Origin of the sequence: Glaciecola sp. KUL10, from assembly GCF_003203515.1 — a bacterium.
In the GTDB taxonomy this organism is placed as follows: Bacteria; Pseudomonadota; Gammaproteobacteria; order Enterobacterales; family Alteromonadaceae; genus Glaciecola.
This window is the reverse complement of the sequence record NZ_BGNG01000003.1, coordinates 207,910-229,387: the sequence shown is the minus strand read 5'-3', so window position 1 is coordinate 229,387 and position 21,478 is coordinate 207,910. Positions and strand designations below refer to the sequence as shown.

Annotated in this window: 21 protein-coding genes; 10 read left to right on the top strand and 11 right to left on the bottom strand. The window is 40.3% G+C overall.

What is annotated here, in order from left to right; translation table 11 throughout:
* Positions 1-66: 66 nt before the first annotated feature.
* The 3 genes from KUL10_RS07235 to KUL10_RS07225 all read left to right on the top strand — a co-directional run bounded on the left by KUL10_RS07235 (position 67) and on the right by KUL10_RS07225 (position 3,277).
* Positions 67-1,407 carry a UDP-glucose/GDP-mannose dehydrogenase family protein gene (locus KUL10_RS07235; protein ID WP_110428244.1) on the top strand — a complete coding sequence of 447 codons (1,341 nt, stop codon included), beginning with the start codon at positions 67-69 and terminating at the stop codon, positions 1,405-1,407.
* A 17-nt stretch (positions 1,408-1,424) separates the two neighbouring features.
* On the top strand, positions 1,425-2,324 hold the full coding sequence (galU, locus tag KUL10_RS07230; RefSeq protein WP_110428243.1) for a UTP--glucose-1-phosphate uridylyltransferase GalU: 900 nt from the start codon (positions 1,425-1,427) through the stop codon (positions 2,322-2,324).
* Positions 2,325-2,452: 128 nt separating this feature from the next.
* Positions 2,453-3,277, top strand: coding sequence for a 2OG-Fe(II) oxygenase (locus KUL10_RS07225; RefSeq protein WP_158525335.1), 825 nt, complete (start codon positions 2,453-2,455; stop codon positions 3,275-3,277).
* A 77-nt stretch (positions 3,278-3,354) separates the two neighbouring features.
* Here the strand turns inward: KUL10_RS07225 and KUL10_RS07220 are convergent, their stop codons facing one another.
* The 5 genes from KUL10_RS07220 to queF all read right to left on the bottom strand — a co-directional run bounded on the left by KUL10_RS07220 (position 3,355) and on the right by queF (position 8,771).
* Positions 3,355-3,675 (bottom strand): ComEA family DNA-binding protein, encoded by a 321-nt coding sequence (locus tag KUL10_RS07220; protein WP_110428241.1) that lies wholly within the window; start codon positions 3,673-3,675, stop codon positions 3,355-3,357.
* A gap of 191 nt (positions 3,676-3,866) precedes the next feature.
* Positions 3,867-4,874 carry an isocitrate dehydrogenase gene (locus KUL10_RS07215; protein WP_110428240.1) on the bottom strand — a complete coding sequence of 336 codons (1,008 nt, stop codon included), beginning with the start codon at positions 4,872-4,874 and terminating at the stop codon, positions 3,867-3,869.
* Between the two features lie 141 nt (positions 4,875-5,015).
* On the bottom strand, positions 5,016-6,380 hold the full coding sequence (gene ppnN, locus KUL10_RS07210; protein ID WP_110428239.1) for a nucleotide 5'-monophosphate nucleosidase PpnN: 1,365 nt from the start codon (positions 6,378-6,380) through the stop codon (positions 5,016-5,018).
* 28 nt (positions 6,381-6,408) lie between these two features.
* On the bottom strand, positions 6,409-7,914 hold the full coding sequence (locus KUL10_RS07205) for a GGDEF domain-containing protein (RefSeq protein ID WP_110428238.1): 1,506 nt from the start codon (positions 7,912-7,914) through the stop codon (positions 6,409-6,411).
* Positions 7,915-7,919: 5 nt separating this feature from the next.
* Complete coding sequence (gene queF, locus KUL10_RS07200; protein ID WP_373415177.1) at positions 7,920-8,771, bottom strand: NADPH-dependent 7-cyano-7-deazaguanine reductase QueF; 852 nt, start codon at positions 8,769-8,771, stop codon at positions 7,920-7,922.
* Positions 8,772-8,899: 128 nt separating this feature from the next.
* Between queF and syd the strand changes: the two genes are divergently transcribed.
* Complete coding sequence (gene syd / locus KUL10_RS07195; protein ID WP_110428237.1) at positions 8,900-9,475, top strand: SecY-interacting protein; 576 nt, start codon at positions 8,900-8,902, stop codon at positions 9,473-9,475.
* On the opposite strand, the gene KUL10_RS07190 is transcribed toward syd, so the two are convergent.
* A complete protein-coding gene (locus KUL10_RS07190; RefSeq protein ID WP_110428236.1) occupies positions 9,432-9,749 on the bottom strand; it encodes a hypothetical protein in 318 nt (105 codons plus the stop codon). The two genes, syd and KUL10_RS07190, sit on opposite strands and share 44 nt — an antisense overlap.
* Positions 9,750-9,985: 236 nt before the next feature.
* On the opposite strand from KUL10_RS07190, the gene KUL10_RS07185 reads away from it, so the two are divergent.
* The gene (locus KUL10_RS07185) at positions 9,986-10,360 is read left to right on the top strand and encodes a DUF3192 domain-containing protein (RefSeq protein WP_110428235.1); all 375 of its coding nucleotides are present in this window, start codon (positions 9,986-9,988) and stop codon (positions 10,358-10,360) included.
* Between the two features lie 219 nt (positions 10,361-10,579).
* Positions 10,580-11,215 (top strand): GNAT family N-acetyltransferase, encoded by a 636-nt coding sequence (locus tag KUL10_RS07180; RefSeq protein WP_110428234.1) that lies wholly within the window; start codon positions 10,580-10,582, stop codon positions 11,213-11,215.
* Positions 11,216-11,786: 571 nt separating this feature from the next.
* On the opposite strand, the gene KUL10_RS07175 is transcribed toward KUL10_RS07180, so the two are convergent.
* Entirely contained in the window at positions 11,787-12,092 is a 306-nt protein-coding gene (locus tag KUL10_RS07175) for a DUF3301 domain-containing protein (protein WP_110428233.1), read from the bottom strand.
* The gene (locus tag KUL10_RS07170) at positions 12,046-13,137 is read right to left on the bottom strand and encodes a DUF3549 family protein (RefSeq protein WP_110428232.1); all 1,092 of its coding nucleotides are present in this window, start codon (positions 13,135-13,137) and stop codon (positions 12,046-12,048) included. Before KUL10_RS07170 ends, KUL10_RS07175 begins: the two co-directional genes overlap by 47 nt.
* 148 nt (positions 13,138-13,285) lie before the next feature.
* On the opposite strand from KUL10_RS07170, the gene KUL10_RS07165 reads away from it, so the two are divergent.
* Both KUL10_RS07165 and KUL10_RS07160 read left to right on the top strand, forming a co-directional pair.
* Entirely contained in the window at positions 13,286-14,059 is a 774-nt protein-coding gene (locus KUL10_RS07165; protein WP_110428231.1) for a pseudouridine synthase, read from the top strand.
* Positions 14,060-14,098: 39 nt separating this feature from the next.
* Positions 14,099-14,551 carry a flavodoxin gene (locus KUL10_RS07160; protein WP_110428230.1) on the top strand — a complete coding sequence of 151 codons (453 nt, stop codon included), beginning with the start codon at positions 14,099-14,101 and terminating at the stop codon, positions 14,549-14,551.
* A gap of 83 nt (positions 14,552-14,634) precedes the next feature.
* Here KUL10_RS07160 and dapD read toward each other — a convergent pair whose 3' ends face one another.
* The 3 genes from dapD to map form a co-directional block, all read right to left on the bottom strand.
* Positions 14,635-15,459: a 2,3,4,5-tetrahydropyridine-2,6-dicarboxylate N-succinyltransferase gene (dapD, locus tag KUL10_RS07155; RefSeq protein ID WP_110428229.1), complete on the bottom strand. Its 825-nt coding sequence runs from the start codon at positions 15,457-15,459 to the stop codon at positions 14,635-14,637.
* A complete protein-coding gene (gene glnD / locus KUL10_RS07150) occupies positions 15,456-18,089 on the bottom strand; it encodes a [protein-PII] uridylyltransferase (RefSeq protein WP_110428414.1) in 2,634 nt (877 codons plus the stop codon). Before glnD ends, dapD begins: the two co-directional genes overlap by 4 nt.
* 91 nt (positions 18,090-18,180) lie before the next feature.
* Entirely contained in the window at positions 18,181-18,975 is a 795-nt protein-coding gene (gene map, locus KUL10_RS07145) for a type I methionyl aminopeptidase (protein WP_110428228.1), read from the bottom strand.
* A 335-nt stretch (positions 18,976-19,310) separates the two neighbouring features.
* Here map and rpsB point away from each other — a divergent pair, with 335 nt between their 5' ends.
* Both rpsB and tsf read left to right on the top strand, forming a co-directional pair.
* Positions 19,311-20,045, top strand: coding sequence for a 30S ribosomal protein S2 (gene rpsB, locus KUL10_RS07140; protein ID WP_110428227.1), 735 nt, complete (start codon positions 19,311-19,313; stop codon positions 20,043-20,045).
* A gap of 114 nt (positions 20,046-20,159) precedes the next feature.
* Complete coding sequence (gene tsf, locus KUL10_RS07135) at positions 20,160-21,032, top strand: translation elongation factor Ts (RefSeq protein ID WP_110428226.1); 873 nt, start codon at positions 20,160-20,162, stop codon at positions 21,030-21,032.
* Positions 21,033-21,478 lie beyond the last annotated feature (446 nt).

Below are 21,478 nucleotides of genomic sequence, written 5' to 3'. Positions count from 1 at the left end.
TGTAATGTTCAAGTTTTATAGTCCGCGGTATTAAGCATTGATACTGTGATTAAAAAAGGAAGGAAAATGAAAGTAACAGTTTTCGGTATTGGTTATGTTGGGTTAGTACAAGCCGCAGTTTTAGCTGAGGTAGGTCACGACGTCGTATGTATTGACGTTGACCAACAGAAAGTAGATAACTTGGAAAAAGGAATCATTCCTATCTACGAACCTGGACTAACACCCCTTGTACAATCTAATTTTGAACAGGGCAGAGTTAAGTTCACCACTGATGCAGCGATGGGCGTAGAGCACGGCGACGTAGTTTTTATTGCAGTTGGAACGCCTCCAGATGAAGATGGTTCAGCGGATTTAAAATATGTCTTAGCGGTTGCAGAGACCATCGCAACTAGTATGCAATGTCATAAAATCATCATTAACAAATCAACTGTGCCAGTTGGAACCGCTGACCGTGTTACTGCAAAGGTTACTGAAACACTTAACAAACTAAATAAAGATGTTAGTTTTGATGTCGTATCAAACCCTGAATTTTTAAAGGAAGGCGCTGCAGTCAATGATTGTATGCGTCCAGATAGAATCATTTTAGGAACAGACTCAGAGCAAGCCGAAAAGAAGCTCAGAGAACTATATGCGCCATTTAATAGAAATCACGACAAGATTATCGTAATGGACGTTCGCAGTGCAGAGCTGACCAAATATGCCGCAAATTGTATGCTTGCTACTAAAATTAGCTTCATGAATGAAATGGCTAATCTAGCAGAACTCATGGGAGCGGATATTGAAAACGTTCGCAAGGGTATTGGTAGTGATCCGAGAATAGGTTATCAATTTATCTATCCTGGCTGCGGATATGGCGGTTCTTGCTTCCCCAAAGATGTGCAAGCGCTCGTTCGTAGTGCAAATGGGGTGGGTTATAAAGCTCAAGTTTTAGAAGCAGTTGAGTCTGTGAACTATGCCCAAAAAGAAAAGTTATTCGATTACATCATGACTCACTTTAATGGTGATGTTAAAGGTAAGACCATTGCGCTATGGGGACTATCATTTAAGCCTAATACTGATGATATGCGTGAAGCTTCGAGTCGTGTACTGATGGAAAATCTCTGGGCTAAAGGTGCCTCAGTACAAGCCTATGACCCAGAAGCTATGGAGGAAACACAACGAATCTATGGCAATCGCAGTGACTTGAGTTTGATGGGGACAAAAGAATCGGCATTGTCTGGTGCAGATTGCTTGGTGATTTGTACTGAGTGGCAAGCATTTAAGGCTCCTGATTTTGAGTTAATTAAAAGCACGATTAAAGAGCCTGTTATATTTGATGGCCGCAATTTATTTGAGCCATCAACAGTTTCGGAATACGGATTGCATTACTACGCGATAGGCCGTGGTCTATCGGTTAAAGGATTTTAAGGAAAAGGTAGTAGAAAATGAGTCAAGTTAAAAAAGCGGTTATACCTGTAGCAGGTCTTGGAACAAGAATGTTGCCAGCAACCAAAGCAATTCCCAAGGAAATGCTTCCCGTGGTTGACAAACCATTAATTCAATATGTGGTTAATGAATGTGTGCAAGCGGGTATTAAACAAATCGTATTGGTAACTCATGCAAGTAAAAATAGTATCGAAAACCACTTTGATACATCGTTTGAGTTAGAGGCAACGCTAGAAAAACGTGTTAAGCGTCAATTGCTAGAAGCCGTCCAAGCAATCTGCCCTAAAGATGTGACCATAATGCATGTGCGCCAAGGCGTAGCAAATGGACTTGGTCATGCAATCGCATGCGCACAACCTATGATAGGTGACGCGCCATTTGCCGTAGTATTACCAGATGTGATCATTGATGATGTGGCGAGTAATCCTAAGAAAGACAACCTTGCAGATATGGTATCAAAATTTAATACCTCTAGAGTTAGTCAAGTAATGGTTGAACAAGTTGCACAGGAAGATGTCTCTAAATTCGGTATTGTGGACTTAGAAGGTAAAGATTTAGCGCCTGGTGAATCAGGCAAAATGCACCGTATGGTAGAGAAGCCGGACTTGGAAGATGCCCCATCTGATTTAGCAGTAGTGGGTCGCTATGTGTTATCTGAAAAAATCTGGGATTTGCTTGCGACCACTATGCCAGGCGCAGGTGGTGAGATCCAACTAACTGATGCGATTGACTCATTAATGGAGCATGAGCAAGTTGATGCTTACTACATGAAAGGCAAGAGCCATGACTGTGGTAGTAAGCTTGGATATATGAAAGCTAATTTGGAATATGCGATGCGCCACCCCGAACTTGGTGATGAATTTGTTAGTTTTGTAAAAGAGCTCGCAGATAAAGCATAGTTAGAAAAAGCGTCCATTTAATAGAAAGCTGATATCAATTCGATTCAGCTTTTTTTCTTTTATGATTTGACTCGTTGCTTTTTGAGCTGATAGCCTAATGAAAAAGATTTTACCAGATAAGTATGTATATGAGAGAAGTTCCATCTTTGTTCAAAAGGCACGCTAAAACAGAGTTAAAGAAAGGGCGTCAGCCTGAAGATGTTTTAAAAGAACTGGTTTTATCTGGCATTCCGTATGACCTAAGCCTCGCGCTTTTGGGTAATAAAGTAAAGTTAAATACTAATTTTGTCTATAATACAGCTTTTTATCAAGCGTTATCAAAACCTCATTTTTTAACAACTGGCTCCCCACATAATGTTGAAAAGTTAGAAGATAAAAAAGCTCAAGTATATTGCATTGATAACTATTTTCCAGATGAGGACTGTGAAAGGGTCATAAACCTATCTAAACAGCGCCTTTTTGCGTCAGATGTAATAGGGGTCAAGGAAAAGCAAAAGCTTGAAAGGCAATCTAAAACTTGTTTACTCGCGCAGTGTGATCCTCTGAATACCGTTGTAATCGATAAAAAACTCACAGACACTATGGCATTCGGTCATTTAAATGCGGAGCAGATTCAAGTGCAGCAATACCAAAATGGTGACTTTTTTAATATTCACTCTGACTACTTTGCCCCTGGAAGCCCGTCGTTTAATAGAGCTAATTGCCCTTCACTTGGTCAGCGATCTTGGACGTTTATGGTGTACCTTAATGATGTGGAATCTGGGGGGGAAACAGAGTTTCCATTGTTAAATCTTTCGGTGACACCTAAGCGTGGTCGAGCACTGATTTGGAACAATTTACTGCCTAATGGTTATCCGAACAAAAAAACAAAGCATCTTGCTCATCCTGTTATTTCAGGAGAAAAAAGTATTATCACAAAGTGGTTCCGAGATAAATTGAAACCTAATAGTTAACATTCTCGTGTCTAGTCGGCTTTGTTTTGACCACTTGTATATGCAACTACAAGTGGTGCTTGTTGATTAATGGTAATCTAAACACTCAACTTAGAACTGATCTTAGCAAGCATTTTGGGGCCAATCCCTTTTACATTTTGTAACTCATCAACAGATTCAAAATCACCATTTAGTTCGCGATACTCTATAATTTGGGTTGCTTTCTTAGCACCGATTCCCGGTAATGAACTAAGTTGTTCAGCATTCGCTGTATTGAGGTTGATTGGTGCGCTCGTTTCTATTTGCATGTGAGTTTCGCTTAAAGGTTCGGCGTTTGCTAATGCCGTGTTTGCACCACAGGCTAGAGTTAATCCTGCAAGAAGCGTAATAAGCGATTTATTTAAAGTGATTCCTTTCATAGTATTTCCTTTATTTTTTGTGCGTAATTGCAGGTTTAAAGTAATACGTTTTGAATGTTCTGGATAGTTGTCTTACGGGATAGTTTTGACTGAGGGAGTCGATCTGATTATATAAGGTTCAGATCGACTCGTTTGTAGATGCTAGTGTCGGACTCAAGGGTATGATGAACACTGGCAATACCATTAGTTTCTTATAACCGTTCTAGCAGGGCCTCAGTAAAGTCTGTCGTACCATGTTCTCCGCCCAGGTCGCGTGTTGTGCGGTCGCCTGACTCGATAACATCTTTTAGTGCAGCTCTGATTTGTTCAGCCTTATCACTCATGTTTAGATATTCTAGCATTTGAATTGAAGCCAAAATGACCGATGTTGGATTGGCTAAATTTTTACCTGCGATATCGGGTGCGGAGCCATGAACTGCTTCAAAAATCGCGCAATCTTCGCCTATATTGGCTCCTGGTGCCATACCAAGTCCACCCACTAAACCTGCACATAAATCCGATAAAATATCGCCAAACAAATTAGTCGTGACGATGACATCAAATTGATGAGGATTCATAACCAATTGCATGCATGTATTGTCGACGATCATTTCGTCAGATTGGATATCTGGGTACCTTTCACCTACTTCTCTCGCAACTTTTAGAAAAAGTCCTGAAGTCGATTTAAGGATGTTAGCTTTATGCACTGCTGTGACTTTTTTTCTACCTTCTCGCCTGGCTAATTCATAGGCGAACACGACAATTTTTTCAGCGCCTTCACGCGTTATTTTACTCATTGCTTCAGCTTCTGTGCCGTCGTCGGATACAACTTGACCTAAGCCTGAGTACATCCCCTGTGTGTTTTCGCGCACGGTTATAATATCGATATCTTCATAGCGCGCTTTAGTCCCCTTAAATGACAAGACCGGTCGCAAATTAGCATACAACTTAAATTGCTTCCTTAGACTGACGTTGATCGATGTAAAGCCTTCACCTACAGGCGTCGTTAACGGACCTTTTAAGGCCACTTTATTTTTGGCAATTAACTCAAGGGTTTCGGGTGGAAGCAGTTCACCATGGTTCTCTAATGCTATTAAACCAGCATCAGCATAGTCATACTTAAAGTTACAACCGACTTTGTCTAAGATTTGAGTGGCTGCATCGATAATGTCTGGGCCGATGCCGTCTCCTCGGATTACTGTAATTCTCTGTTCTGTCATCTTGGAATTCCTCGCGTTTTTTTATGGCGCGCATTTTACAATAGCCGAATAGACTAGGGTAGGGGATCTGGTTGATATTCATTATATTGATATTTGCATGTCTCTTAACTAGCTCGCTTTTTTAATCATTCATCGAGAGACCTAACTATGCACTTGGTAGCACGGTTTGTAATCGCTGCCCGGGAGCTTCATGCGACCCTGTTCAACAAAAGAATTTAATAGGATATCCATTTTGTTCATGAGTGCTTGGTCTCCGCTAAGTTGGAAAGGGCCATAATGTTTTATTAACTCAACGCCTTCGGCCTTTACATTTCCTGCGACAATGCCAGAAAAGCATTTTCTCAAGTTTGCAGCCAAATCAGCCTTGCTTTGATTAAGATGTAAATTGAGCGACGCCATTCTTTGGTGAGTAGGCTCAAATGGTTGTTGAAAATCAGGTGGGATATGCAAAGTCCAATTAAAATTGTAAGAGTCACTTGCGGCTTTTCTATTTAATTTAATTTCTTCTTGCGCCAAACTCAAAATGGCCGCTACCTTTTGAGGGGCTCCCGTAATTATTTGATACTTAGATTGAGCATCAGGGCCTAGCGTACTGCCAATGAATTCATCTATGGCTTCAAAGTAAGCTTCACTCTCAGACGGTCCAGTTAAAATCAAAGGGATATATTGCGTTTGATTTTTTTCAGCCATTAGCAACCCTAAAAGATATAACAATTCTTCTGCTGTACCCGCACCTCCAGGGAATATTACGATGCCATGCGCAATCCTTACAAAAGCTTCTAAACGTTTTTCAATATCGGGCATGATGATAAGTTCGTTAACGATTGCATTAGGGGGCTCTGCAGCAATGATAGAAGGTTCAGAAATACCTAAGTAACGGCCGGTTTTATTACGTTGTTTGGCATGACCAATTGTTGCTCCCTTCATAGGCCCTTTCATTGCGCCGGGACCACAACCCGTGCAAATATTGAAGCCTCTCAAGCCCAGTTGATAGCCGACTTCTTTTGTATAATGGTATTCGTGAGATTTAATAGAGTGGCCACCCCAACAAACAACCATATTGAGACCTTCGTTAGAGGCTATTGCGTCTGCATGTCTTAACATATCAAAAACAATATGGGTGGTTAAATTACTCTGGTGATGATGGGCTAATAGATGACTTTGGTCATGTTTCGTGCTCATGTAAAGCATGTCTCGCAACACGGCAAAGAGATGTTCATGAACACCCTGAATTAATTTCCCATCTACGAATGCAACTTCTGGTGGGTTGACTAATTCGATTTTTACCCCTCTTTCTCTTCTCACCAAGCGCACTTCAAAGTCTTTGTAGGGCGCGAATAAATCTTCGTAGTTGTCCTCTTCAACGCCACTGTTAAGAACGGCTAGGCAACAGTTTCTGAATACTTGATACAGTTCACTAGAGGTGGATTGTTGCAGGAGACTTACTTCTAGTTGTGATAACTGGCTCATCCAACCAACTGGATTGAGCTGAACAGTATGAGTCATCATTTATCCTTTTAGTTACTTTGATAAACTATTCGATGATAGTTTTATTGCGGCCATTTGATTTGGCGTTATATAGGCGTTTATCTGCGAGCTCAAAGGTTTGCGCTACATTTTTAGTATCTTCGTATTGAGCTATTCCAATTGATACCGTGACCTGAACGCGCTCACCTTTGAATTTAAATGGCAGTGATGCAATTTTCTCTCTGACTCTTTCTAAAACATCAAACGATGATTCCAAATTGTGTTCAGGGAGTAAACAGACAAACTCTTCGCCTCCCCAACGCGCGACAAAACAGTTTTTATCTATGTGTTTTCTAATGTTACTGGCTATCACTTGCAAAGTTTTATCTCCTACAGAATGTCCATATTGGTCATTGATTTTTTTGAAGTGATCGACGTCTATAATTGCGATAGTGAGGGCAGATGAATTTGTTTCCATCAGTTTTAACTCTCTTGCCAATTTTTCTTCATACGCCATTCTATTAGGAAGTTTAGTGAGTTGATCAGCAAGCGCATTTGCTCTTTGTTTAAAAAGCTTCTGTTGATATTGATATGCTTGCGCCTCTAATTCTGCGATACGCTCATGCATTTTAGTAAGTAGCGTATGCAGCTTATCTTGTTCCGCGACCTCTTCTTTTTGATTTTTTGAGATAGATGCTTGCATAGTTTCTAGGTAACGCTGCGCTTCTGATTTTAAACTATCTAATTCTGCACTATCAGAAACCACACTTTCCATTGCGCTGATTTGTGCCTGCATGGACTTGTTTTGCGCTTGGCGTTTTTGAGAGCGAGACTGCGACGTTTCAATTGTCTTTTTTATGCCCTGTCCGATTTTTGTTAGAGAACGGTGTAGGCTATCAACAAGCTTACTGGTGCTATTTGCTTCTTGAATTAAATCTCGAATGACATAACGAATCAGTACTAAACAACATTCTAATAAGGCTTGGTGATCGATACCCACAGTGAGCTTTTGATACACTTCGCGAATGTTAGCATCGGTTTTGTGTGAATTGTAAAATGGGGCGATTAACTCTTTGAGCTCTTGAGTAATTTGTTCATGGAGTACTTTGAGTTCTGCATCGTCAATTTTGGATGTTTTATTTGATACATTTTCTAATGCGGATTTGTATAAGCCTAGTGCTTTGCTAAAGGCGTCAACAGGCGCAGTAAGGCTATCAGTGCTCGTCTTTAAACTTTTTAAGGATCTGTCGATTTCATCTTTTGTGTCTGTTGGCACGTTATCAGTATTTTGTAGCGTTCTCAACGCTGATTCTATGCTATTAACCGCGTCTAAATTACGCTGTTTTAGATGTTTTGAGTCTTGTTTTAACTGAGTATTGATTTCAGCAGTAAGCTCTGAGGCAGCGTCATATTCTGGTTTGCCAGACAAAAGTGCTTTTAGTTTACTTAATTCAATGTCGAGTTCTGGGTGCACACCTTGGTAAAAATTAATACTATTGATGATGTACACCGACAACTTATCAAGTTGTTGTTTGGCGACTAGCAGTTGCTTTTTAGGTGAGACTGTTGTCATAGACCTTATTGCCTAGCTAGGCGAGCATCTTTATAAGGTGCTTCAAAGTTTGAACGGAAGGGGTTTATGTCTAAACCACCTCGGCGAGTATAGCGGGCATAAACGGTAAGTTGTTTTGGTTTACATTGAGTCATAATATCGTGGAATATGCGCTCAACGCACTGTTCGTGAAATTCATTATGTTGTCTAAATGATATAAGGTATTTCAATAGGCCTTCATGATTGATTTTGTTGCCTGAGTATTTAATCATAATGCTGCCCCAATCTGGTTGATTGGTGATCAAGCAATTTGACTTTAATAGGTGACTGACTAGTGTTTCTAGTGTTTTTTCTTCACATACTGTGAGTAACTCAGGGTTAATTTCAAAGTCATTGATCTCTATATCTAGGTCATCAATTAGCGTGCCTTTGAACTTGCCAAATTGAAGGCTATCAAACTGTTCACTGGGTATAATATGTACCGCTACTTTAGCATTCGCACATTCACTCAAATCATTGCTGATATGTTCTTGGACTTGAGCCAATGAATGAAACTTTGTTTGATTGAAGCTATTCAAATAAAGTTTAAAGGATTTTGATTCGATTAGATTTGTCGAGCTAACAGGTACTTCGCATCGCAAAATAGCGACCACAGGTTTACCTTTCGCATTCAGCCAAGACAGTTCATAGCCGTTCCAAATGTCTAAACCGTCAAATGGAAGTACTTTAGGGAGGTTTATCGCATCTCTGCTTAAAGAGCGTGGTACCGCCTGCAATAGTGACGGATCATATTTATCTGAGTATTTAACCTCTTTACCTAGTGTTAAGTTTTGCAATGTAACCTCTGCTATATAATTTTTATTAACATCAAATGGCAAATAAATTCGCTGATTTCTACCTGCCGTTGCTTTAGTTCTCTAGTGAGTTATATATCGACGTAAATTCTGTTATCAAGCGTTCACATTACGCGATACACTATTGTTAATAGTTTTATGAAGGTTAATACATGATTACTCAAGCATTAGACGTATTTATCAATAAATATATCGACCTTATGCGTGAAAACAACAGTCAATTGTTAGTGGATTTCGACGAAGAGTGGACTTCTCCATGCTTAGACATTTGTCGAGAAAACGTAAGTAATTCTGTCGTTACAGGTGAAACGCTAGAATGGCGACCTGTGCGTCAAGATGTTGCAAACTCAATGGATAATATTGCAAGCGCACTTGAGTTAGAGATACCAGAAGAACTCTCAATATTTTTTACGAGATACTATAGCTTAGATCTTCCAGCAAAGACCGAAAGAGGTGAGCTAAGTTTAATTCAAGTTTGGAATCAACACGATTTTGAGCGTTTACAAGGTAACTTAATTGCACATGTTTTGATGAAGCGTCGTTTGAAACAACCAGAAACCTTATTTTTTGCCGCGACTGACGATGATGATTTCATTGTCAGTATCGATTGCGCAAGCAGTAAGGTTATGCTTGAGCAAATAGGTTTGACTCCAAAGGAGACGCTTGCTGAGAGCTTAACTGAATTTATCGATGGCTTGACGCCTTTAGCAAAGTCCTCATCTCTTTGAGTTCTGACTTTATCTCAACTATTTCACGTTCAAGTTCTACGATTCGCTCATTTTCTGATTTGCTTTCTGTAATCAAATTTTGAGCTTGTTGGGTGTTTGGTGTTCTTAATTCATCGATTTCAGCTGGCGACATTTCTTTAAAGCGTTTTAATCCAGAAACGATTAAAGGTATAGGCAATACCTGCGATGATTTTGCTTTTATTAAACCCATTGACGGCGTTTTTCCACTTTCTTTGATTTGCTTACACAGAAGCAATACGGATGTTAAGTCCATTGCAAGTATCACTGTCCACTTGGTTGTATTTGCTAAATAATAGCCTAAATGACTATCTTAGCTGTAATTTAAATTGCTCAAATATAAGCAAACTATTGAAATTTAAGTGTTTTAAAGTTTGGCGTGGTATTTGAATACTCACTCGTAATTACAACGATTATTGGTTGACCAAGTAAATTTCGAGTCAACCTCTTTGTAGGTTTGGCAGTAATATTTTATATCAAGGGAAAATTAAAATGAAAAAGGTTCTAGTACTGACGATTCTTGCGGCTTCAATTGGTTTAAGTGGTTGCGTGATAAAAATTGATGACGATGGTTATGATTCATCTTACTCATCTTACAGTGATTGGGAAAAACGCGAGAAAAGAAACCGTCAGTACATTGCCGATTTGGATCTAGAGACATCGAAAGACGTTATTCGCAACGACTTAGGGGCACCAGACTTCAATGAAGTTTTTGCAGTTAAGGATGACAAAGTTCAAATCCTATATTATCGCACCCAAAGGACTGACGATGATGGTCTCACTACTAAAGACGAGTGCACCCCACTGGTCTTTGTTAATAATGAGCTCAAAGGTTGGGGCGACTCCGCCGTTAAACGATACTTATAACTTGAATTCTTAGCCTCATTTAACAGGGGACTATTCGCAAGTAATGGCCGCAAAGTAACTAGGTGATCTTGAAGTTGCTTTGCGTTTTTTTGTTATAAGAGCAGCCAAGATCAGAGACAAACTACGCAAATCGATTTAAATTATATAAAAAGTGTTAAAATAATGTTACAAAAGTTCGGTTAAATATTCTACAGTTATAAAAAAACAAAGGAATTTTTCATGAATGCTACCGAATACCACCCTTCATTATCCGATATTAGCGCTCAATACATCAGTGTTGATGATTTAAATGTCGCTGCCTCTATTTTATATAATGCATATTTTGATGACCCTTTGTTTAACGAAATTTTTGACTTCGAGAAAGAGGGTTACGAAAGCCGCTTGCGCTCAGCTATCCGTGAAGAGTTAAATGCATTTTGGGATGCACAACAACCGATTATTGGCTTATATGAACAGGGTCGTTTAATCGCTGTTACATGTTTGATTGGGCCTGATGCCGCCTTTGGTGCTGGGCGTTACTGGCACTGGAAGCTGAAGATGCTGCTTACCGCAGGTTTTTTTGGTACCAAGCAGATGATAGCAAAGGAAGAGTTGGTTAGAGACGCTGTGCCTGCAGAAAATTATCATATGCTCTCCTTTATTGGTGTACATACCGACCATCAAGATATGGGGCTCGGGCATATACTAATGAATGCTATCGCAAGTCTCCTTCAAGAAAGTATAAAAACAGAGGGAATTGCTGTGTTTGTAACCCTCCCTAAATGTCTGTCATTTTTTCAGGATGGAAAATTTGAGCCCGTCAAAGATATTGTCGTTGGAAAAGTCACTGGTAAATTAATGTTCAGAAAGAAATGAATCGATAATTTTCGATTGGCTGTGTAAGAGATTGCCTACAGGAATGTGAGATTTTCAATTAAATATTAACTTTATTTAATTTTTATTTTTTATTTAATCCCTAAATTTCAGTTACTTATGATTTTTGGAGGTGTTCTTAGCTGTAGTCACAAACAAAAAAATTCAAAAAGTCTCTTTAGAAAAATTTTGTTAGGCGTATTCTTTACTCATCCCAAGGGAGTTGGTTAGGACGACTAACAGGGTATTAGGGAAACCTTAGGAAAAGGTTATCAAGGATTAAAGGATTGTAACTGGACAACTTCAGGATGAAGAATAGGCATAGGACTGGAATGATGCCTTTAAACGGAGAATGGAATAAGGGACCTTCACATGGATGGGTGATGCCTGCTTACGGATTAGCGGGATAAAAACGGAAAGGGGTGTAAAGGATTTGATCGGGATGATGTTCTTAGCAACGGACCGCCGAGATGGACGCTCAAATTTCTAGAAAGGCAGACATTAAGTCTGCCTTTCGCTTTTGTGGGAATGAAAATTTAATCTTTTGATGCATAGCAATTCAGGCACTCAATACCTAGTTTATTTTGTAAACGGGCAGTTCTACTGACGCTATGTGTTTACCAATTGACACCAGCTTACCCTCATAAGCATCTTCACCATTACTTGAAAACTCGAGTGTATAGCTTATTTTCCAGTCAAGCTTGCCTTTGTATATCGTAAATTTAGTTGATTGGCGCGCAAGCGAAATAAACTGTAGATTGTTGTTATCACAATATTGCTTTGCAAAGGCAATACAGTGTTCAGCAATGCCCCGCAAGCGCCAAAATTGAAAGCTAATTAGTCCGATACTCAAAAGAATTATTAGTGAACTCAGTGTCATATAAACTAGGCCTATTTTTTTTGTAATCAGCAAGTAAGTCGGCAAAAGCCTCCGCCATTGACTCATTTTGCTGAGGATCTCGGATTAAGTTTAAGAGAAGCGGTCTCAGTATACGCACTTGCACTAAGTCTGCATAAAGTCCTTTAAATAAATCAAACGATGCATCTTTATTGACCGCGGCTTGTAGGAAGTTGTTTAATAAATTTGGATCCGTTAAGTACAGCCAAAAACGTCCTGCTATAACAATTAGCTCCGAAACGCTGGTTGAATCACTCTTAATTGCAGACTCTAAGAGTGATGGTATTTCTGAGTGAGACTGTTTCGAAAGTGCGCGCAGTAGCATTGACTTTAGTTGTGCGTCTTCAGTTTGTTTATATAAATTTAAAATCGATTCGACGATATTGTGCGTTAATCTGACATTCTCAAAGCTCGTGCATATACTTACCAAAAAGGCGGGTGACATAAGATGAAGGTTTTTAGCTAGAAATGTTTGCTGCACTTCTGAGGTTTGCATTTGGACTGCAAAATCACTGATCGATTGCAAGGAAAGCGCTCGCCAATCTTGAACAGAGGGAGCTTTAATATAATTCAGTACAGCTAGGTGTTTGTCATCAAAATTTAGCCCAAGTGAAGCTTTACTAATGGCGTTAAAGTCAGCCATTTGCTGTTGGGATGGTTTAAAAACAAAAGGGTTTTCGGGAAGTTCTGCTTGCCTTTCTTTAGCATGCTCTAACTCTTTTCCTAATGCACTAACCACGATTTCTAGAAATTGGTTGCGTGCTGCTGTAACTAATAAGCTGTTTTCATCAATTGGAAGTTTTAGAAACCAAATATAATGCTCTTGGTTAAGCTGTTTATTCCAGAATAAAATACCAAACCATGCGTGCCCATTTCTAGGAGAAGCGATTACCTGAGTGTTGGTCTCGTAGTCCATAAACAGTTGACTATCGATCGCTTGAATCCCTCTGCTAAAATCGAATACTCGATACTCGGTGCCAGCTTGCAGTAAGAACTCACTTATAGTGTCGATTGTATTTTGACTCATTTTTCTCTTTCTTTTCTTTTCTGAGGGGCAATAGTATCAAGCGAGTAAGATCTTTGGAACTGACGAATACTAATAATAAAAACCACCTCAACTCAAAAAAACAACGTAAACTAGCCGAGTTTACTCTAGATATTCAACTGCAACTCGAATGACCAATAACACTCAAGAAATAAAGATACTTTACCAAGACGAACATCTAGTCGCCGTGCACAAACCAGCGAATATGCTTGTGCATAAAAGCATGATTGATAGACATGAAACGGTTTACTTGATGCAGGTTTTACGCGACCAAATTGGTCAATACGTTTACCCTTTGCATAGATTAGACAAGCCAACAAGCGGGATCATTTTATTCGCGCTGTCCAGCCAGAGCGCAAAAGACTTTTCTGCGGTAATTGAACAAGGGTTAACCCATAAAACGTACCTCGCAGTGTTGCGTGGCTATGCGCCAGCAAAAATTGATATTGATTATGCTTTAAAAGAAAAGTTAGATAAAAAGACGGATGCAAAGGCAAAACAAAATAAAGAAGCACAATCGGCAGTCACTTGTGGTCGCCGGTTAGCCAAAATTGAGGTGCCAGAACCTGTCGGACGTTATCAGCAGGCAAGGTTCTCATTGGTTCAGTTGTGTCCAGTAACGGGGAGAAAACACCAGTTGAGACGACATATGGCGCATATTAGGCACCCTATAATAGGTGATACCACTCATGGTGATGGCACGCAAAATAGATTTGCTCGCCAAGTCCTTGATTTTCGCCAGTTAGCATTGGGCGCAGTTCAATTTCAATGCTTTCATCCCTATAAACAGTGTGTGTTAAATGTAAAGTCTGCGCCAAGCCTGGATTTGCAAAAACTTGTGGATTTATTTGATGTTGAAACTGAGTCCATTTATAGTCCTGAAAAATCATTTATTCAGGTCTGATGAGTCATCAAGACTAGAAGCATTATTAAAGGAAGTAACATGGCTAAAATTAGTATTTTTGCAGGCTCAGTGTATGGGAATGCTCAACATGTCGCTGAAGAAACAAGCGGGATGTTCGAAAAACATGGTATCGAAAGTGAAGTGTTTACTGACCCCGAAATATCAGATTTTGTTGATGCTTATGCGGTTGTAGTCATTACATCCACAACCGGTCAGGGCGATGTCCCACCTAATCTTGAATTGTTTTTTTCAGATTTAAGGGATGAGTTTCCAATGATGAACAGCAAACCTTTTGCTGTCGCCGCGTTAGGTGATAGCAGTTACGGTGAAAGTTACTGTGGAGCAGGGAAGCAATTTCAAGAATTATTGACTGAATTACAAGGTAAACCTGTTGCTGAGATGCTAGAGGTGGATGCAATCGAGACACTTGCGGCCGAAGAGGAAGTGGTTCCTTGGCTAGAAAATCTAGTTCCGCAATTAATTGAGTCTTAATCGGCCCATTCGTTGAATAGAAAACCTGAAGTACTTAAAGAGTACTTCAGGCTCATAAAAAATGGGTTTATTGGCTGGAAATACTACTCAGCACCGCGAAGTATTTCATTGATACCGACTTTCGCCTTGGTCTTCTCATCAACACGTTTGACGATGATTGCTGCATAAAGACTATGAGTACCACATTCGCTTGGTAGACTTCCCGACACGACTACTGCGCCCGCAGGCACGCGACCATATGTAATTTCACCAGTTTCGCGGTCGTATATACGTGTAGATTGGCTGATATAAACACCCATTGAAATCACCGCACCTTCCTCAACAATAACGCCTTCTACAATTTCTGAGCGCGCACCGATAAAACAGTTATCTTCGATAATGGTGGGGTTTGCTTGCAGTGGTTCTAATACACCACCAATTCCTACACCGCCAGAAAGATGTACGTTTTTGCCTATTTGCGCACACGAGCCTACGGTTACCCATGTATCAACCATCGTACCTTCGTCTACATAGGCACCGATGTTGACATAAGATGGCATTAGTACAACGTTCTTGCCTTGGAAAGTACCTGTTCTAACTGCTGCTGGTGGCACAACACGCACGCCCTCTGCTGCAAATCTAGCTTCATCATAATTTTCGAATTTCAGTGGTACTTTATCGTAGTAATTTGACTCTGCACCTTCAACAATCTTGTTATCGTGTAATTTAAAATAAAGTAATACGGCTTTTTTTAGCCAATCATTAACTTGCCACTTACCATCAATTTTTTCTGCAACACGGCCTTTTCCTGTATTGAGTAACTCAATACACTCGCTAACGGCATTTTTAATTTCGTCAGAGGCAGTTGCCGCGGTAAAACTATCGCGTGTTTCAAATGCATGTTCAATAATTGATTGTAACTGGTTCATATTGCGTGATTCACTTCTGGTTGGTCTAGTTTAAGGATAAGTTGTTTTTTCAAGGTTACTTCTTGATCTTGGGTCAATGCTCTTCCGTCTTCATTCGATACGATAAAGACATCTTCTGCTCGCTCGCCAATAGTTTGAATTTTGGCAAGCTTCAATGTGATATTTAAGTCGACAAAAAGGTGACCAATTTTAGCTAACAAGCCTGGCGCATCTAGCGCTTCTAGCTCGACTAGGGTTGCATCGTCTTGGCTAGAGTAAAACCGAACTTTAGTCGGTACATCAAGTTGTTTCATTTGCCTTGACATCTTGCGCTTGTTAGCGTGAGAACGCCCGGGCTTCAACAATTGTGAACGAACAGCATCACATAGATTGTTGATTTGGCTTTCTGAGCTAAGTCTCTCGCCGTCTTGATCTAAGATTATCATGCTATCAAATACGTTGCCTTCAGAAGTGACGGTGATTTGTGCGTCATGGATAGAACAATTCCGACTATCTAATACTGAAGCTATTTGAGCAAAAAGAGCAGGGCGGTCTTTGCAGTAAATCAAGAGCTCTGTGCCTGCTTTTGATGTCGTGTCACTGGCTGCAACCAAGAAATCTTCTGCATCGACAGCGCCGTGTCCCACAATTGTTTGGGTATGCCATGCGATTTGGATGGGCTTAAACCTTGCAAAATAGTCTTTCGACATTTGTCGCCAATAGGTATCAGCTTGTTGCACACTGACACCAGCATCTCTTAATAATGCATTAGCTTTTTCTTTGTGCTCATTGATTCGTTGATCTAATGTGACTTCACACTCTAAGCCATTCTCTAAGGCTTGTTGGGTTAACAAAAATAGCTCTCTTAATAACGATGATTTCCAATCGTTCCACAAGTTATCGTTGGTAGCTCGAATATCTGCAAGTGTTAGGGCGTAAAGCATTTTTAAGTGACTTTGACTTTTCATCGATGTGGCAAATTGCTCGATCACGTCTGGATCATATATATCCCGACGTTGAGCAACTACTGACATTAGTAGATGGTGCTCAACTAACCAAGCGATAATTTGGCTATCTGATTCAGAGAGATCGTGAGCTTTACAAAAGACTGCGACATCTTCAGCACCAAGTGTCGAATGATCGCCTCCACGGCCTTTTGCAATATCATGAAAAATCGCCGCAATAAAAAGAAGCTCAGGCTTATCAAGATCTTTAACTATTCGATGACAACGAGGAAAGGTAGCTGGCTCTACAAAATAACGATAGACGTGTTTTACCAGTCGGTGGGTATGCTCATCAACCGTGTATGCGTGAAACAAATCAAATTGCATCATGCCTACGATTTTATCCCACTCAGGCAAATACGACTGAAGTATGCCGTACTGATACATTACATCCCAAGCGAACCTGAAAAAATATGGTTTTTTCATTAATTTGATAAATCTAACTCGGCAATCGGCACATTCGTGATAGTACTGATCTTGAAACTTGCGTCGAGCGTTTCGTAATTGACGAATACAGTCAGCGTCTAAGCCTTTAATTTCTTCGTGTTCACTGATTAAGTCGAGGAAATCGAGAATATCAGACGGCTTTTTGAAAACATCTGAGTGCGAGGGTGAAATCAATGTGTCACATATTGAAAAAGACTCGTTTAAGCGCTTTGTTTTCTTAATCTTTAGCCCTAAGACATCCATGTGAAAACGTTGAACCAACATATTGTTCAGTTCAGTAATACGACGAACTATTCTGAAAAACATTTTCATCATTTTTTCGACAGCAGCTTTGCCGTCTCCATAACCCAGAAATGCTGCCACGTCCGTTTGATAATCAAATAGCAGCCTGTTTTCACTTCGTTTGGCTACTAAATGAAGGGCAAACCTAATTCGCCAGAGATTCGAACGGCACTCAATTAATTCAGCATGCTCGACTTCGGTAAAGTAACCGTGACCGATGAGTGTCATGCCGTCATATTCGCGAAAATGCTTTTTAGCTATCCAGCCTATATTTTGGATATCACGTAGACATCCTGGATTCTCTTTCACATTCGGTTCTAAGTTATATGAGGTATCGTTAAATTTTCGGTGACGTTCTATTTGTTCATGGCGTTTGGCTAAAAAGAAATCTTTACTAGACCAAATTCGTGGGTGACTTACTTTGTCCATCAATTTTTCAAAGGTAGACTCGCACCCAATAAGCACTCTAGCTTCAACAAGGTTTGTGGCAATCGTGATGTCGTCTTTGGCTAAAGAGCAACATTCACTAATCGTCCTTACCGACTGACCTACATCGAGTTTGATATCCCATAAAAAGGTGATAAATACACCCACTTTTTCTTCAATTTCTTTATTGATTCTCTTTTCAGAAAGTATCAATAAGTCGATATCTGAGTAGGGTTGAAGTTGACCTCTACCATATCCACCGACAGCACATAAGGTTAGCTTGTTTTCCAAGTCAAGAGAGAGTAATGACCAAGCCTTACATAACAATGCATCGACCAAGTCTGATCTCGCGGTGACTAATTCGTCGACGTGAACTTGATCAAATTGTTCGTTTAAATATTCATAATGATGTGCAACGCTAGCTTTAAAAGCCGCGATATTATCGATGGAGTCAATCTGGTTGATTTCTTCCATTAGTGCATTAATCGTCACTTTTACTCCTTGCGCTTTATGCGCGACCGCCATTGTGCTGACAGTTCAATAAAATTGAATGTTGCTGATGATTGATTTGGATAACGCTGAATTAGCTGTGGTTTATTATTCTATCTATTGTTTCTTCATCTCTTAGCGTTAGAATCTCAACCCCCGTTTCAGTGACGAGTAAAGTATGTTCCCATTGAGCGCTTAAACTTCTATCTTTAGTCACAACGGTCCAATTATCAGGCAGAATTTTTGAATAACGCTTGCCTGCATTTATCATCGGTTCAATCGTAAAGCACATACCTGCTTTTATTACTTCTCCAGTATTCGGTTTTCCATAATGGACAATCTGAGGATCCTCATGGAACGTTGCACCAATACCATGTCCACAATACTCGCGAACAATCGAGTATTTATGAGATTCGGCATAAGTCTGGATGATATGACCAATATCCCCTAGTCTTACGCCTGGTTTTACAATTCGAATTGCCTTGTAAAGGCTTTCTTGAGTGACCTTAATAAGACGCTCTGCAAGAATACTTGGCTTTCCAACGACAAACATTTTGGAGGTATCGCCGTGATAGCCATCTTTTATTACCGTCACGTCGATGTTCACGATATCTCCGTCTTTGAGTTTCTTGTCGCCGGGAATACCGTGGCAAATAACGTGGTTTACCGAAGTGCAAATCGATTTTGGAAACGGAGGGTTTCCATAGTTTAAGGGCGCGGGGATCGCATGTTGTTCGTTTACTATATAATCGTGACAAATCTTATCTAACTCACCTGTCGTCACGCCTTTTTTCACGTGCTCGCCAATCATCATTAATACTTCAGACGCCAGCTTTCCAGCTACCCGCATTTTTTCGATTTCTTCAGGTGTTTTAATCGTTATTGCCAAAATTAACCTCGTTGGAGTCAAGAGACTCTGGTGTAGAATTCTATGTTTTCGGGCATAAGTTTAACTTTTAGTGAGTTTTGTGTACAGCGACATTACAAACTTCAGTAAAGCTTTTTGTTGAATAAGTGGGTTCAAAATGATATAAAGCGCGCGCTGTTCGAATGATGACTGGATATATGCGGTTTATGTTCGAGTTTATACAGTACATTTTTACTTAAAACACACATATACCGACACTGAACTCGGGGTGTCTGATTTTTTAAAGCATTGCGATAAAAATGAAGATCGAGCGAAGGGGTATATGGAGGCCTAACCCCAATTACAGGAAAATTATCATGGCAAATGTTTCAATGCGCGACATGCTTCAAGCAGGCGTTCACTTCGGTCACCAAACTCGTTACTGGAACCCAAAAATGGCTCAATACATTTTTGGCGCACGTAACCGTGTTCACATTATCAACCTAGAAAAAACAGTTCCTTTGTTCAACGAAGCGTTGAACTACCTTTCAAGTGTTTCTAACAAGAAAGGCAAAGTATTGTTTGTTGGTACTAAGCGTGCAGCAAGTGAAGCAGTAAAAGAAGCAGCAATCAAATCTGGTCAATACTACGTGAACAAGCGTTGGTTAGGTGGAATGTTGACTAACTGGAAAACAGTTCGTCAGTCGATTAAGCGTCTTAAAGACCTTGAAGCGCAAAGCGCAGACGGTACGTTTGATAAGCTTACCAAAAAAGAAGTACTGATGCTTCAACGCGAAATGACTAAGCTAGAAAGCAGCTTAGGTGGTATCAAAAACATGGGCGGTCTTCCAGACGTGATCTTTGTTATCGATGCTGATCATGAGCACATTGCAGTAAACGAAGCGCGCAACTTGGGCATTCCAGTTGTGGGTGTAGTAGATACAAACTCAAACCCAGACGGTGTTGACTACGTTATCCCTGGTAACGACGATGCGATCCGTGCGGTTCAGTTGTACACTAACGCTGCAGCAGACGCTGTTCTTGAAGGTCGTAATGCTGATGTTGCAATTGCAGCAGCGGGTAAAGACGACTTCGTAGAAGCGGCTGAATAAGCGCGTTTTAAGTTTTTGTCGAGACTTACCATCGTAGGTTTTGATTAAGCAAGTTTAAAAGGGGAGCATCCGCTCCCTTTTTCTAAATTCTAGACAGATTTTGAGGATAAGAAAATGGCAGTGACTGCAGCACTGGTTAAAGAACTTCGCGAGCGCACTGGCGCTGGCATGTTAGATTGTAAAAAAGCGCTTGTTGAGACTGATGGTGACATCGAATTAGCAATTGAAAACATGCGTAAGTCTGGTCAAGCTAAAGCGGCTAAAAAAGCAGGTCGTATCGCAGCTGAAGGTGTGATCCTTACTAAAGTAGCTGACGGTAGAGCAACAATGATCGAAGTAAACTGTGAAACAGACTTCGTTGCTCGTGACGAAGGTTTCTTAGCTTTCGGTAACAAACTTGTTGACGTAGCAGCTGCTGGCAACATCAATGACATGGACGCATTAAATGCAGCTGAGCTTGAAGGTTCAACTGTAACTGTTGTTCGTGACGCATTGGTAGCTAAAATCGGTGAAAACATCTCACCTCGTCGTGTAATCAACGTTGAAGGTGATAACCTTGGTGCATACGTTCACGGCGGTCGTATCGGCGTAATTGCTATCCTAAACGGTGGTGATGAAGAGCTAGCAAAAGATATCGCTATGCACGTTGCTGCTGCAAGTCCTCAGTTCGTTAAGCCTGCTGATGTGCCTGCTGAAGTTGTTGAAAAAGAGAAAGAAATCCAAATCGACATCGCTGTTCAGTCTGGCAAGCCAGCTGATATCGCTGAGAAGATGGTTGCTGGTCGCATGAAGAAATTCACTGGCGAAATCAGTCTAACTGGCCAAGCGTTCATTAAAGATCCTTCTCAATCAGTTGAGCAATTGCTTAAGAGCAAAGGCGCTGATGTTGTTAACTTTATCCGTTTTGAAGTGGGTGAAGGTATCGAGAAGAAATCTGAAGATTTTGCTGCTGAAGTGGCGGCACAAATGGAAGCTGCTAAAAAGTAAGCTTTGTTTGAATCTTTTTAAAAGCACCCAATGGGTGCTTTTTTTTCATCAAAAAATGAAACATCAAGAAACGCCATTAACCAATGCAGCATCGAAGAATCGTCATTCCCTTGAAAAAGGGAATCTCCTTGGAACTTAGCAAACCTCACATCAACCACCGCACTCCGTAAGCAATATTCAGCTTTTGCCAGATAAACCCTAAGCATTCATAAAACCGCTGTGCGCCATCCATGGCCGCTGCTGCCAACACGTCCTGTGTTGGAAGCTTTTATGAATGCTTAGGGTTCATCTGACGCGCTGAATGTTCTTTGGTAGTGCATGCTCTATAGTTTAATTGAATCACCGTTAATTTTTGCATTGCAAAATCGTTTATCAAAAACCCAAAAAACAAACAAAAACCACTCAAACTCAAAACCATTCCCGCAAAAAATAAAAAAATCTAAATA

Excerpts from the sequence above, each read along its gene's own strand:
- KUL10_RS07225 (WP_158525335.1), top strand. The coding sequence starts at position 2,453 with ATGAGAGAAGTTCCATCTTTGTTCAAAAGGCACGCTAAAACAGAGTTA.
- KUL10_RS07170 (WP_110428232.1), bottom strand. The coding sequence starts at position 13,137 with ATGAGTCAAAATACAATCGACACTATAAGTGAGTTCTTACTGCAAGCT.
- galU (WP_110428243.1), top strand. The coding sequence starts at position 1,425 with ATGAGTCAAGTTAAAAAAGCGGTTATACCTGTAGCAGGTCTTGGAACA.
- KUL10_RS07160 (WP_110428230.1), top strand. The coding sequence starts at position 14,099 with ATGGCTAAAATTAGTATTTTTGCAGGCTCAGTGTATGGGAATGCTCAA.
- KUL10_RS07190 (WP_110428236.1), bottom strand. The coding sequence starts at position 9,749 with ATGGACTTAACATCCGTATTGCTTCTGTGTAAGCAAATCAAAGAAAGT.
- ppnN (WP_110428239.1), bottom strand. The coding sequence starts at position 6,380 with ATGACTCATACTGTTCAGCTCAATCCAGTTGGTTGGATGAGCCAGTTA.
- dapD (WP_110428229.1), bottom strand. The coding sequence starts at position 15,459 with ATGAACCAGTTACAATCAATTATTGAACATGCATTTGAAACACGCGAT.
- KUL10_RS07165 (WP_110428231.1), top strand. The coding sequence starts at position 13,286 with ATGACCAATAACACTCAAGAAATAAAGATACTTTACCAAGACGAACAT.
- tsf (WP_110428226.1), top strand. The coding sequence starts at position 20,160 with ATGGCAGTGACTGCAGCACTGGTTAAAGAACTTCGCGAGCGCACTGGC.
- KUL10_RS07180 (WP_110428234.1), top strand. The coding sequence starts at position 10,580 with ATGAATGCTACCGAATACCACCCTTCATTATCCGATATTAGCGCTCAA.
- KUL10_RS07175 (WP_110428233.1), bottom strand. The coding sequence starts at position 12,092 with ATGACACTGAGTTCACTAATAATTCTTTTGAGTATCGGACTAATTAGC.
- KUL10_RS07235 (WP_110428244.1), top strand. The coding sequence starts at position 67 with ATGAAAGTAACAGTTTTCGGTATTGGTTATGTTGGGTTAGTACAAGCC.
- KUL10_RS07205 (WP_110428238.1), bottom strand. The coding sequence starts at position 7,914 with ATGACAACAGTCTCACCTAAAAAGCAACTGCTAGTCGCCAAACAACAA.
- KUL10_RS07185 (WP_110428235.1), top strand. The coding sequence starts at position 9,986 with ATGAAAAAGGTTCTAGTACTGACGATTCTTGCGGCTTCAATTGGTTTA.
- syd (WP_110428237.1), top strand. The coding sequence starts at position 8,900 with ATGATTACTCAAGCATTAGACGTATTTATCAATAAATATATCGACCTT.
- KUL10_RS07215 (WP_110428240.1), bottom strand. The coding sequence starts at position 4,874 with ATGACAGAACAGAGAATTACAGTAATCCGAGGAGACGGCATCGGCCCA.
- rpsB (WP_110428227.1), top strand. The coding sequence starts at position 19,311 with ATGGCAAATGTTTCAATGCGCGACATGCTTCAAGCAGGCGTTCACTTC.
- KUL10_RS07220 (WP_110428241.1), bottom strand. The coding sequence starts at position 3,675 with ATGAAAGGAATCACTTTAAATAAATCGCTTATTACGCTTCTTGCAGGA.